At 65.5% G+C, this 12,242-nt stretch carries 15 protein-coding genes; 8 read left to right on the top strand and 7 right to left on the bottom strand.

Going from position 1 to position 12,242, the window contains the following annotated elements; genetic code table 11:
- Positions 1-246 precede the first annotated feature (246 nt).
- Positions 247-552: a MazG nucleotide pyrophosphohydrolase domain-containing protein gene (locus V5A53_RS08705; RefSeq protein WP_332313211.1), complete on the bottom strand. Its 306-nt coding sequence runs from the start codon at positions 550-552 to the stop codon at positions 247-249.
- 77 nt (positions 553-629) lie between these two features.
- Between V5A53_RS08705 and V5A53_RS08700 the strand changes: the two genes are divergently transcribed.
- Genes V5A53_RS08700 through V5A53_RS08690 form a run of 3 tightly spaced genes read left to right on the top strand, consistent with a single transcriptional unit; the run spans position 630 to position 2,647 of the window.
- Positions 630-1,328 carry a hypothetical protein gene (locus V5A53_RS08700; protein WP_332313210.1) on the top strand — a complete coding sequence of 233 codons (699 nt, stop codon included), beginning with the start codon at positions 630-632 and terminating at the stop codon, positions 1,326-1,328.
- Positions 1,329-1,387: 59 nt separating this feature from the next.
- Positions 1,388-1,801, top strand: coding sequence for a Rieske (2Fe-2S) protein (locus tag V5A53_RS08695; RefSeq protein ID WP_332313209.1), 414 nt, complete (start codon positions 1,388-1,390; stop codon positions 1,799-1,801).
- 39 nt (positions 1,802-1,840) lie between these two features.
- Entirely contained in the window at positions 1,841-2,647 is an 807-nt protein-coding gene (locus V5A53_RS08690; RefSeq protein WP_332313208.1) for a hypothetical protein, read from the top strand.
- A 27-nt stretch (positions 2,648-2,674) separates the two neighbouring features.
- Here the strand turns inward: V5A53_RS08690 and V5A53_RS08685 are convergent, their stop codons facing one another.
- The 5 genes from V5A53_RS08685 to V5A53_RS08665 form a co-directional block, all read right to left on the bottom strand.
- Positions 2,675-3,544: an aminotransferase class IV gene (locus tag V5A53_RS08685; protein ID WP_332313207.1), complete on the bottom strand. Its 870-nt coding sequence runs from the start codon at positions 3,542-3,544 to the stop codon at positions 2,675-2,677.
- Entirely contained in the window at positions 3,529-4,116 is a 588-nt protein-coding gene (locus V5A53_RS08680; protein WP_332313206.1) for an anthranilate synthase component II, read from the bottom strand. Before V5A53_RS08680 ends, V5A53_RS08685 begins: the two co-directional genes overlap by 16 nt.
- Positions 4,116-5,603, bottom strand: a complete 1,488-nt coding sequence (gene pabB, locus V5A53_RS08675) for an aminodeoxychorismate synthase, component I (RefSeq protein ID WP_332313205.1) — start codon at positions 5,601-5,603, stop codon at positions 4,116-4,118. The genes V5A53_RS08680 and pabB overlap by 1 nt, the downstream gene beginning before the upstream one ends.
- Before the next feature lie 39 nt (positions 5,604-5,642).
- Positions 5,643-6,110 (bottom strand): helix-hairpin-helix domain-containing protein, encoded by a 468-nt coding sequence (locus V5A53_RS08670; protein ID WP_332313204.1) that lies wholly within the window; start codon positions 6,108-6,110, stop codon positions 5,643-5,645.
- Between the two features lie 63 nt (positions 6,111-6,173).
- A complete protein-coding gene (locus V5A53_RS08665) occupies positions 6,174-6,968 on the bottom strand; it encodes a shikimate dehydrogenase (RefSeq protein ID WP_332313203.1) in 795 nt (264 codons plus the stop codon).
- A gap of 169 nt (positions 6,969-7,137) precedes the next feature.
- Here V5A53_RS08665 and V5A53_RS08660 point away from each other — a divergent pair, with 169 nt between their 5' ends.
- The 4 genes from V5A53_RS08660 (at position 7,138) to V5A53_RS08645 (ending at position 10,588) form a co-directional block, all read left to right on the top strand.
- On the top strand, positions 7,138-8,463 hold the full coding sequence (locus V5A53_RS08660) for a D-aminoacyl-tRNA deacylase (RefSeq protein ID WP_332313202.1): 1,326 nt from the start codon (positions 7,138-7,140) through the stop codon (positions 8,461-8,463).
- Positions 8,464-8,603: 140 nt separating this feature from the next.
- On the top strand, positions 8,604-9,776 hold the full coding sequence (gene ftsZ, locus V5A53_RS08655; RefSeq protein ID WP_332313201.1) for a cell division protein FtsZ: 1,173 nt from the start codon (positions 8,604-8,606) through the stop codon (positions 9,774-9,776).
- A gap of 201 nt (positions 9,777-9,977) precedes the next feature.
- A complete protein-coding gene (locus V5A53_RS08650; protein ID WP_332313200.1) occupies positions 9,978-10,151 on the top strand; it encodes a protein translocase SEC61 complex subunit gamma in 174 nt (57 codons plus the stop codon).
- A complete protein-coding gene (locus V5A53_RS08645) occupies positions 10,151-10,588 on the top strand; it encodes a transcription elongation factor Spt5 (protein ID WP_332313199.1) in 438 nt (145 codons plus the stop codon). The genes V5A53_RS08650 and V5A53_RS08645 overlap by 1 nt, the downstream gene beginning before the upstream one ends.
- Positions 10,589-10,716: 128 nt before the next feature.
- Here the strand turns inward: V5A53_RS08645 and V5A53_RS08640 are convergent, their stop codons facing one another.
- Entirely contained in the window at positions 10,717-11,013 is a 297-nt protein-coding gene (locus V5A53_RS08640) for a DUF7565 family protein (RefSeq protein ID WP_332313198.1), read from the bottom strand.
- A gap of 155 nt (positions 11,014-11,168) precedes the next feature.
- On the opposite strand from V5A53_RS08640, the gene V5A53_RS08635 reads away from it, so the two are divergent.
- Entirely contained in the window at positions 11,169-11,927 is a 759-nt protein-coding gene (locus tag V5A53_RS08635) for a PHP-associated domain-containing protein (protein WP_332313197.1), read from the top strand.
- Positions 11,928-12,242: the final 315 nt, after the last annotated feature.

The following is a 12,242-nucleotide window of genomic DNA, read 5'->3' as shown; positions in this document are numbered from 1 at the left end:
TTCATGAAAAAGACACGGCGGCCCTCCTTACAGTCGGGCCTTGGTCCCGCGCCTCGCTTTGCTCGCGCGGTGAAACGTTCGCGCGCCTCCGGCGCGCTCACGTATGCTTCTCCCGTTTATTTATAAGCGATAGCGCGGCCAGACCGCCCATGACATAGCGACCGGTCGGCGGCAGGTCTGGGGAGTTGCGCGGAGCACCGCCGCCGAACAGGCCGAGAGCCAGCCCGAAGCCGTTCCGCCTGCTCGCTAGTGGCCGCTTCCAGCGTCGCCGCTATCCTCGATTCGGCCATCGTACTTGGCGAGTGCCGTCTCCAGGGCGTCCTCGGCGTCCACGTCGAGTTCAGAACAGAGCGCCAGCAGGGCGAACAGCGCGTCGCCGAGTTCGTCCTCGGGAACGTCGACCGCTTCGGGGTCGCTTCCGTACTCGGTCGAGGTACAGACCTCCTTCGACACCTCGCCGAGTTCGGAGATCGTATCGAGGAGACGATACGCGGCCGGCGCTTGCAGATCGTTGGTCTCGATGAACTCCGCGACGCGAGTTTGAGCGTCCATAGAATCCGGTGTGTGGCCGGGGATAAAAACTCGGCTGGACGCGAGGCGCTTTTGGCCCGGTGGACCGAACGTCTCGTATGGACGTACTCGGCGACGCCATCGGCCGTGACCGCCGCTCGTCGGCCACCGCGCTTCGGGCCCCCGCGACCGGCCGAAGCTACGACTACCGACGGTTCTGTACGAACGCGTGGAAAGTCGGGAACTTCCTGCGACACCACGGCGTCCGTAGCGGCGCCGGCGTCGGCATCGCCGATGACCCGCTTCCGGAGCCGGTATTGACTCTTTACGGAGCGGCGCTACTGGGCGCCGTCGTCCGCTTTGCTCCAGCCGAAGACGCCAGCCCACGTGCGCTTGTCGTTCCCGAATCCGCGGTCGACAGCCACGACCCCGAGCCGGGAACGAAAGTCATCGCTTACGGGGACCGACACGAGAACCCGTCGGTCGCCTACTTCGAACGCGACATCTGGAGTGAGAATCCGACACAGCCGCCGGATCACGTCGGACCGGAGGATTCGCTCGTAATGACAGACGACGGATCCTACACCCACGGGGAGATCCTCGCGGCTGCCGAACGAGTTGTCGACGCCGAGGGGCTCGGAAGCGATGATGAAATCGCCGTTCATGGGAGTTTTTCGAATCCCGGCGTCGTCGCTGCCGGACTGGTCGCCCCCATCGTCGCCGGGGGAGCCATCGTTCTCGGTAGCGAATCGACCGGCGACCTCGTGGTGGGAGGGCCGGACAGTGACGTGGCCACCGACACGTTGCTGGAAAGCTGATCGTGCAAGCGGCACCGCAAGCTAGGAACCTAAATCCCGTCGGTCGCTACGGGCGGGCAATGGATTCGGAGAGCCGTATCGCGGACCTCGAAGAGGTACCCGACGATTCGACGCTGCTGTTTACCGTTCGTGAAGGCTTCGACGAAAAGGAGGTCCTGCTCGTCCGGCTGAACGGTGAGGTCTCGGCGTGGCGAAATTATTGTCCCCACTGGACCGACGTTCGCCTCGACAAGGGCAGCGGAGCCGAGTTCCGGGACGGTGAGCTGGTTTGTACTCGCCACGGCGCAACGTTCCTGCCCGATTCAGGCGAGTGCACCTACGGCCCCTGCGAGGGCGCGACGCTCGAAGAGGTCGACGTGGCCGTCGACGACGACGGTGTCTACCTCGCCGGGGAAGACTACGAGTTCGACCACCTCGGGCCGAAAAGCGACCGCGACCTCTCGTCGGGGCGTATCGGCTTCAGCGGGAACTGACCCCACCCAGTTTTGCCGTATCGCCGTATACGGTCTCTCATGAAAACATCGAGCGACGTGCTGTCGAGGCTTCGACAGCCCGAGTACACGGGCGAGAACCGGTGTATCCCGTGTACGGTCACGAACGCCGTCATCGCCGTGCTGCTAGCCAGCGTGTTCGCGCTCGTATCCATCCCTCTCGCGGTCGTGTTCGCCATCGTGGCCGCGGGGAGCATCTGGCTTCGGGGGTATCTCGTCCCGAAGACTCCCGAACTCACGAAACGGTATTTCCCCGACTGGTTGCTCGCGAAGTTCGACAAGGCACCGGACCCCGTTCCCGAACCGCCGAGTGATTTCGACCCCGAGGCCGTCCTGTTGGAAGCCGACGTGGTCGAACCCTGCGCCGAGGTCGACGACCTCTGTTTGACCGCGGCGTTCGAGACAGCGTGGCGGACGCGTATCGACGCTCTCGAAAACGAGGACGATCTCCGGGAAGAACTGGCCGACCAGTTGGATCTCGATTCGGAGACGGTCACGTTCGATACCTACGGTGACGCGTTCATCGCCCACAGCGACGAAACGCAGGTCGGCCAGTGGGAGTCACGCGGGGCCCTGTTGGCCGACCTGGCGGCGGCAAAGGAACTCCCCGAGTGGATCGACTACTGGCCGAAGTTGTCATCCCGGAACCGAAGCCAGTTGCTCGGCGGGCTCCGCGTGTTCATCACCGAGTGCCCGAGTTGTGGGGGCGCGGTGACCGCCGACACGGAAGTCGTCGAATCCTGCTGTCGGTCGACGACGGTCGTCGCGGTCGGGTGTGAGGACTGCGGGGACCGCCTCCTCGAAGTCCCACATCAGGAGCCAGCCTGATTGCCTGCTGTCGGCTTCGAAAACGCGTCAATAACAGCGGGCCTCTATCCGCTCGTCGTAGAGCCGTTGCAGGAGTTTCGTCATCGGGCCGTCGCCGATATCGATGCCGTCCGCCGTCGCTATCGGTCTGATCTCCCACGTCGAGTTGGTCAAGAAGGCCTCGTCGGCACCTCGTAGGTCGTCGATGGTGTACTGGCCCGAATCGACGGTGAAGTCCTCTTCCTCGGCGAGTTCGATGACCGTTTCCCGCGTGATACCGGGGAGTACGGAGCCTTCGGCCGGCGTCCGCAGGATGCCGTCGTCGACGAAGAAGACGTTGCTCGTCGCCCCCTCCGCGAGATAGCCGTCGGTATCGCGCATCAACGCCTCGTCGGGCTGGTAGCCCTCACGGGACGCCCGACGGAGTTCCAATCGTGCGAGGATGCCGTTGAGATAGTTGTGAGTCTTCGCGTCGGCCGGCAACACGGTATCCGGCGGCCGACGGCGCGTGACCGACTGCACGGTCGCCGGGGCGTCCCAGACCCGCTCTCCGTCGGTTCCGCCGCGGGGAAGGGGCTTGACGTAGACGACGACCGTCGGGTCGACATCCTCGTGGGGTGTCAACTTCCCGGGCTGGACTCCGCGACTGATGGAGACACGGAGGTACGCGTCGTCGAGGTCGTTCGCCGTCAGCGTCTCGTCGATGCGAGACTCGATATCGTCGGGGACGGCCTCGGGCATGCCGAGCGTCTCGCAGGTGGCTTCGAGGCGGTCCAGATGGCGTTCCCACGCGAAGACCGTCCCACCGTAGACGCGGCAGGTCTCGAAGGCCGCATCCCCGTAGCGGAATCCGCGGTCATCGACGCTGACTGTCGCTGCCTCCCGGTCGACCAGTTCGCCGTTTACGTGGTACTGCATGTGGTACAGAAGGTCTCGACCATGCGCTCACCGGCGTCGGTGAGGATACTCTCTGGGTGGAACTGCACGCCCGCGTGTGGTTTCCTGCGGTGGCGAACGCCCATCAGGATGCCGCCTTCGGCGTCGGTTCGGGCCGTCTCGACGAGTGCCTCCGGCAGGTCATCCTGCTCGACGGCCAGCGAGTGATACCGGCCGACCTCGAACCCCTCGGGCAGGTCCGCAAAGAGGCCACGACCGTCGTGGCTGATCGTCGAGGGTTTCCCGTGAACCACGTGGGGAGCGTGGCCGACTGCCGCCCCGTTGGCAGCACAGAGGGCCTGATGTCCGAGACAGACGCCGAGGGTCGGATAGGAGAGGTCCTCGAAGATAGGCACGGACACGCCGGCTTCCGCGGGCGTTCCGGGCCCCGGCGAGACGACGATGCCGTCGGGGTCCATCTCGCGGATGCCATCGACGTCGATGTCGTCGTTCCGCCGGACGACGACCGCCGCGTGGGTGCCGACGTACTGGACGAGGTTGTAGACGAACGAGTCGTAATTGTCGATGACCAGCACGGTCGGTTCGTCGGCCATCAGTCGGCCACCTCCAGGCCGAGCGCGGTCTGCTCGTCGAGCGCCCGGTCGAGGGCGTTGACCAGCGCGCGGCCCTTGTCGAGGGTCTCCTCGTATTCGCGTTCGGGCTCCGAATCGTGGACGATGCCGGCGCCGACCCGCAGGTCGTAGCGCTCGCCGTGGCGGACCAGCGTCCGGATGACGATGTTGAGTGTCGCCCGGTCGTCGAACCCAAAGACACCGATTCCACCGGTGTATGGGCCGCGGCGCGTGGTTTCGACCTCGTCGATTATCTCCATCGTCCGGGGTTTGGGCGCACCAGTGATGGTGCCGCCGGGGAAGACCGCTGCGACCGCATCGGCGAGCGAGCAGTCCTCGCGTCGGCGTCCCTCGACGAGGCTGACCAGATGCATCACCTCCGAGTAACGGTCGACGCGTCGATACTCCCGGACGTCGACGGTGCCGTACTCGCTTACCTTCCCGAGGTCGTTCCGTTCGAGGTCGACCAACATCGCGTGTTCTGCTCGCTCCTTGTCGTCCGACAGGAGGTCCGCCTCCATCGCTTCGTCTTCGTCTGGCGTGCGCCCGCGTGGGCGCGTGCCTGCTATCGGTTCGGTCAACAGGCGTTCGCCCTCGACGTCGAGCAGGAGTTCGGGGCTCGCACTGACCAGGTCGACGCCGTCGAACTCGATGAGCGCCGAATAGGGCGCGGGGTTGACCCGCCGGAGGGCGGCGTAGGCCTCGACGGGATGGACCGCTGCCGGGGCCGAGAGGCGCTGGGAGACGTTGGCCTGAAACGTGTCGCCGTCACGGATGTACTCCTTGACGCGTCGGACCCGGTCGGCGAACTCCTCGCGGGAACAACCGGCGTCGAAGGTCGCACGTTCGGTTTCGACGGCCGCACGACCGACCGACCGGTCGCCGGCGACCGCACGAGCGACGAGTTCGCGAGCGTGACCGACTGCCCAGTCGTAGGCCGCATCGACCGATTCGTGGTCGTCAAGTCGGGGACAGGCGGTCACCCGGAGCGTCGCCTCGCCCGTCCACGGCTCCTCCCACGCGACGACCCGGTCGTATTTCGCGACCTGAAGGCGTGGAAGCCCGCGGTCATCGACCGTTCCATCCGGGAGGTCCTCCAGCTCGCGGGCGATATCGTAGGAGAGCCATCCGAAAACACCGCACGGATACGGAACGTCGCAGTCGCCACGTTCGAGCGTCTCGCTTTCGAGGAGCCCGTCGAGCGTCGCCAGCGACGGTGCATCGTCGCCGAGAGACACCGCATCGGACCCGACGGTCACGCGTTCGACGGGGTCGGTCGCGAAGTAACCCCAGCCTCCTTGCCCGCCCGTCGTTTCGAGATATACGTCGCCGCCATCGCCATGGCGGGCCCGGCGGTAGGCCTCGAACGGGTCGGCGACGCGAACCCGAAGTTCGACCGGCAGGCGAACGTCGGCGGACGCCCCGGCGGCCGCCGCACGGAACGCTTCCCGGTCGGTGACGACTCGCATTGTGCACCGAAAAGCGACGGAAGAGTAACCGTTTTGCGGTTATACCTCGGTCGCGCGGTCCTGCCAGCGCTGGATCCGCTTTTCCGAGAGATCCGTATCCGCGGCCAGTTCCTCGGCGTCGACGTCGATGAGGTCCTGTACGGTCTCGATACCGGCGTCTTCGAGACGTTTAGCGTAGGCCGGGCCGATCCCGCTGACGTTCTCGACCGGTTCGGAGCCGCCTTCGGCCTCGTCGGGGACCGGACCGGCGGCTTCGGCGGGTTCGGCGGCGGAGGTGTCGGTCCCGCTGTGGTCGCTCACATCGGTCCCGGCTTCTGCGGGTTCGGCGGCCGATTCCTCGTCTTCGGGCGGTTCCTCGGTCATCGAGCCAGTCGAGGCGGTCGCGTCGGTTCCGGCCGCCGCGGCGTCATCCGTATCGGGTTCGTGTTCGACGGAGACGTCGGTCGATTCCTCGGGTTCGGAATCACCGAGACCCAGAACCGTTCGAAGGAACTTGACGATTGGCATAGTTGAGATATTAATCGGCGCTTACTTAAACCCCGTCCACTCCCGCAAACCCCGCGAACCCAGTCACAGCGACGCTCTAAGGGCGTTGTTCATCACATCGATGGGCGCATCTTGCCCGGTCCACAACTCGAAGGCTTCGATGCCCTGATAGAGTAGCATCCACGCACCGTCGATGGTCGTCGCACCGACATCGTCGGCGTCCCGGAGCAGTCGGGTCTCCAGTGGTTTATAAACGGCATCCAGCACCGCGAGGTCGGCGTGGAGGGCCTCGCGGGGGACCGGCGTCTCGTCGGATTCCATGCCGACACTCGTCGCGTTGACCAGTAGATCGGCGTCCGCTAACAGTGCATCGAGGCCCTCCAGACCGTGGGCGGTCGTGTTCGGGACGTCCTCGGCGAGGCGTTCGGCCCGTGAAACGGTTCGGTTGGCAATACGGACATCCACGCCTTCGTCAGCGAGGGCGAAGGAAGCGGCCCGGCCGGCGCCACCGGCCCCGACGACGACTGCGGTACCGGAAAGCGAGACGTCGTGGTGTTCGAACGCGCGCGTGACGCCCGCGGCGTCGGTGTTGTGGCCGGTCGGTTCGCCATCGAAATCGATCGTGTTGACCGCCCCGATACGTTTGGCGAGCGGATCCGGCTCGACCAGCGGAAGCACGTCCTCCTTGAACGGAATCGTGACGTTCAGGCCGCTCACGCCGAGTGCGCTGGCGCCGTCGAGTGCCATGCCGAGCGCGTCCGGCGACGGCTCGAAGGTGACATAGCGGGCATCGATGCCCAGTACCTCGTAAGCCGCCTCGTGCATCGGTGGCGACACCGAATGCCCGACCGGGTTGCCGATGAGACCGTAAACCTGCATGGTAGAGGTCGACTCCGGCCACCGGCAAAAGGGTTCCCGAACACGTGATAAACCGTATGCTGAGATAGCAAATACGAGACTCGTGACTGACCCAGGCCACAGAAGCCCGTCCGGGTCAGGCCGTTCGCTGAACCGGGCCGTTTTAGCGGCCGGCACGAGGAGATGGCGTATGCTCGCAATCGTCGTCTCTCGGGCCGACGAAGCCTCCGAACACATCGGCGAACACCTGCTGGAACTGGCCGAGTGGACCGAACACGAAGACGACACTCGCTCGGACGAGAACGGTGGCGGCAGATACTACCGAACCGACGGCGCAGAACTGCGGACCTTCGATGACTTGCACCTCTATCTCGACGGCGTCGCAGCCGCCTTCGACGGCCCCGACATGCTCGTTTTCGCCTCGCGGCATTCGGGGGATACCGGCGCCCTCCTGACGGCCCACGCGACCGGGAACTTCGGCCCCGCCGAATACGGCGGCTACACCGGGTCACTGGCCCGTGCCGCACCGAACGCACTCTCGGCCGTCCGGAGGGCTTTCGAGGAACACGCACCCGAGGGGTACGACGCCGGTATCGAGTGTACCCACCACGGCCCGAGCAGCGTCGGCTGTCCCTCGCTGTTCGTCGAGTTGGGTAGCGGCGAGGCACAGTGGGAAGACGCCGAAGGAGCGGAAGCCGTCGCGCGCGCGATACTGGATCTCCGGGGCGTCGACCCGGCGACCGACCGAGCAGTCGTCGGGTTCGGCGGCAACCACTACGCGCCCCGCTTCGACCGCGTGGTAACCGAGACCGACTGGGGCGTCGGCCACATCGCCGCCGACTGGGCCCTCGAGGAGATGGGCGACCCCCACGAAGCCCGGGCGGTCGTCGCCAAGGCGTTTCAGGCCAGCGGCGCCGACCACGCGCTCGTCGACGGTGACTACCCCGACCTCGAAGCTGTCATCGAGGGACTTGGCTTCGAAGTCGTCTCCGAGACGTGGCTTCGGGAAACGACGGGCGTTCCGCTGGACCTCGTCGCACAACTGGAGCGAGACCTGACGCCGGTCGACGACGGCCTCCGGTTCGGCGACCCCGCCGAAGGGTACGACGGCGGCTTCTACGTCGACGAGCTGCCGACGGAACTGCTCGACGAGGCCAACGGGGTCGACCGCGAGGCCGTCCTCGAGGCGGTGGCGTCGGTTGCCCTCGCCTACGAGACGACCGAGGGGGCGACCTTAGCGTCGGGACCGGTCGCGTTACCCGAGGCCGGCATCTACCGGGATATCGTGGAGGAACTGGCCGCCGTTCTCGAATCGAAATACGACACCGTCAGCGTCGCGGACGATGCGGTCGTCGCCCGACGCGAAGCGTTCGATCCCGACCTCGCACGGGAAGCCGGCGTCGAGGAGGGGCCGGCGTTCGGCCGCCTCTCTTCGGGGGAACCCGTCGAGATCGGTGGCGAGACGGTCACGCCCGACGACGTTCGTCGCGCGCGCGAGCAGCGCTTCCCGTTCTGAGCAGCCCCTATTTTATATCGCGCCTAATGGTTTATCGCTGATTGCCCCTATCGACGCCTGAAACGGCCGCAAATCGTATGACGAACGTCAGACGTGGGGGAAAGATACTTTAAGCGCGTGCGCGACAGCGGCATCCATAGATGGACTCGATTATCGAGGACGCTATCGACGAAGCTGAAGAGGATGGGGACAGCGAGAATCCAGCGTCCGCGGCGAACGGCGACACCACCGACGGTGGCACGGCCGGTCAGGACGTGAAAGGGTCGGGCACCATGACCGACGACGAGCTCGCTGAGGTCGTCAAAGATCTCGAGACGAAGATCACCGTCGTCGGCTGCGGCGGCGCCGGCGGCAACACCGTCACCCGGATGGCCGAGGCCGGCATCCACGGGGCGAAACTCGTCGCCGCGAACACCGACGCCCAGCACCTCGCGACAGAGGTCGAAGCCGACGAGAAGATCCTCATCGGCCGCCAGCGAACCGGCGGCCGTGGGGCCGGCTCCGTCCCGAAGATCGGCGAGGAGGCCGCCCAGGAGAACATCGACGACATCAACCAGTCCATCGACGACTCCGATATGGTCTTCGTCACCGCCGGCCTCGGCGGCGGCACCGGCACCGGCTCGGCGCCCGTCGTCGCACAGGCCGCCCAGGACGCCGGCGCGCTGACCATCGCCATCGTCACGATTCCCTTTACCGCCGAGGGCGAGCGCCGCCGCGCCAACGCCGACGCCGGCCTCGAACGCCTCCGTGCTGTCGCCGACACGGTCATCGTCATCCCGAACGACCGCCTGCTCGACTACGCGCCGAACATGCCACTGCAGGACGCCTTCAAGATCTGTGACCGCGTCCTGATGCGGTCGGTCAAGGGCATGACCGAACTGATCACCAAGCCCGGCCTCGTCAACGTCGACTTCGCCGACGTGAAGACCATCATGGAGAACGGCGGCGTCGCCATGATCGGCCTCGGCGAGTCCGACTCGGAGAACAAGGCCCAGGACTCCATCCGCTCGGCGCTTCGCTCGCCGCTGCTCGACGTGGAGTTCGACGGCGCGAACTCCGCGCTCGTCAACGTCGTCGGCGGCCCCGACATGAGCATCGAGGAGGCCGAGGGCGTCGTCGAGGAGATCTACGACCGCATCGACCCCGACGCCCGCATCATCTGGGGCGCCTCGGTCAACCCCGAGTTCGACGGCAAGATGGAGACGATGATCGTCGTCACGGGCGTCGAGAGCCCGCAGATCTACGGCAAAAGCGAGGCCGAGCAGGAACGGGCCGTCCAGGACGGCGGCGACGACATCGACTACGTCGAATAACCGCCTCCGAGACGCCTTCGGTGCGCTCTCGTCCCCATCGATGCCGGCGGCCCCGAACCAGCGGGCCGGCGTCTCACCGAGTCCAGTTTTCGAGCATTCTCTTGGAACCGCCGTCTGTCGACGTTAACGGCCGGTTCGCGGCGATATAGGCCGTCCCGACTAACCAACAGGTAGAAAACCCCGGAGGCGATACTGTCGGATATGGATACGCCGACCGACCTCACGTCCTACATTCGCGTGCTCAAACTCGCGAGTACGCCCTCGTGGGACGAGTTCTCGAAGGTCTCGCTGGTCGCCGGACTCGGCATCGTCCTCGTGGGCCTCATGGGGTTCGTCATCTTCGCGATCATGACGTTCATCCCGGGGGGTCCGTGATGGCGATCTTCGCCGTCAAGACCACTGCGAGTCAGGAACAGACCGTCGCGGACATGATCATCAGCCGCGAGGAAGACGACATTCACGCCGCATTGGCGCCGGATTCGCTAACGAGTTACGTGATGGTCGAAGCCGAAGGCACCGCAGCCATCGACCGTGCACTCGAAGACATCCCCCACGCGCGGAACCTCGTCCCGGGTAAGTCCTCGATGGCCGAAGTCGAGCACTTCCTCAGCCCCAAACCCGACGTCGAGGGCATCGCGGAAGGCGACATCGTCGAACTCATCGCCGGGCCGTTCAAAGGCGAGAAAGCGCAGGTCCAGCGCATCGACGAGGGGAAAGACCAGGTCACCGTCGAACTCTACGAGGCGACGGTTCCGATTCCGGTCACCGTCCGCGGCGACCAGATCCGGGTACTCGACAGCGAAGAGCGGTAAGCGCAGCGAATCACTTCTCTGCAGATCGGACGACGTAGCTGTGCGGTTTCGAAGAACGAGACGCCGGATATCCGCCGATTCTCGAGTATAAACCACCTCGATAGCCGCGCTTTTCGATTCGCGGGTGTTCAGGCGTTGGCGTCGCCGCCGAGTCGCTGGACGACCGCTTCGACGTCAGCCTCGGATTCGATCTCCGTCAGGATCCGTTCGCGGACGCGAATGTCGTCGGTGTCCGCGTCGTAGTTCCGCAGGTACTCCGCCCGGGAGTGTTCCGAGAAGACGTGGCGGATGGCGAAGTAGCCGTCCGGAAGGACGGTCCCACAGATCTGGCATTGGTGTCTATCGTGGGTGTCGGCCTGGTGGACGAGCAACTCCTCGACGTCCCCCGTGTCGTAGTTACACCCAGCGATCGCACATTCCCACATACGCAGTCCCTCGTCACCCGTTGTTAAAAAGGCTCCCGCTGATACGAACTGTCGTAACGGGTCATCGACGATCGTGGCAGCCCGATAGTCGGTGTCGGACTACGACAGTCCGTCTGAATCGGAACGGCTAACGCCCTCCGGTCGAACACGGCGATATGGACGAGTTCCGCGTGGACTTCCACGTGAAGGTACTCGACGAGACCGTCGCCCAGCGGGCCAAAGACCGGGGGCTCGACGCGCTCGTATACGCGCCGCATTTCACCCGCCTCCCCGACATCCGCGCTCGTGCCGAGCGCTTTTCCGACGACGAGTTACTCGTCGTCCCCGCCCGCGAGGTCTTCACCGGCGACTGGCGAAACCGCAAACACGTCCTCGCGGTCGGCCTCGAGGACCCGATCCCCGACTTCATCTCACTCGAGGGGGCGATGGCCGAGTTCGAACGGCAGGGCGCTGCCGTCCTCGCGCCCCACCCCGACTTCGCGACCGTCAGTCTCGAAGCCCACGACCTCCGTGCCCACGGCAACCGCATCGACGCCATCGAGATCTACAACCCGAAACACTGGGCCCACCACAACGAACGCGCACGGGAACTGGCCCGGGAGTTCGACAAGCCGGTATTCGGCTCCTCGTATGCTCACCTCCCGAAGACCGTCGGCGAGGCCTGGACGACCTTCGACGAATCCCTCGAGAGCGAAGCCGAACTGGTCGAGGCGCTCAAAACCGGCACCGACCGCCGCGTCTACCACCGCGACGGCCTCGGCCACCGCGTCCGCTGTCTGGCCGAGTTCGGCCACCTCTTCTACGAGAACACGTGGGAGAAGGTCGACCGCCTCTTCCTCTCGGGCACCGAGCCAACCCATCCCGACCATATCGCCTACGACGGGCGGTTCGACGGGGTTAGTGTCTACGAGTAGCCACTCGACGCCCACTTTTTGCACGCTCGGCGCGGCGTCGCCGCGCCGCATGGCAAAAACGTGGAGAAAATATGCGCGAGAGCCTTCAGCCGCGGCCCTTCGGGCCGCGTTAGTCGGCTCTCGCTACGGCGCCTCCCTTGGCTCACGGCTCACTTCGTTCGTCGTTCACCTTTTCGAGACGCTCCCTGCGGTCGCGTCTCGCTACTGGTCGGCGCCGAGAACCGCCTCGGGGACCTTCTTCGAAGGCCCCCTCGGCGGATGCTTATTACAGAAAGGTTGGTTCGCTTAGACCGGCAACATCGCCGCATACTGGCT

Source organism: Natronomonas sp. (genome assembly GCF_036625485.1).
In the GTDB taxonomy this organism is placed as follows: domain Archaea; phylum Halobacteriota; class Halobacteria; order Halobacteriales; family Haloarculaceae; genus Natronomonas.
The sequence above is the reverse complement of the archived record's forward strand: the minus strand, read 5'-3'. Positions and strand labels throughout refer to the sequence as shown.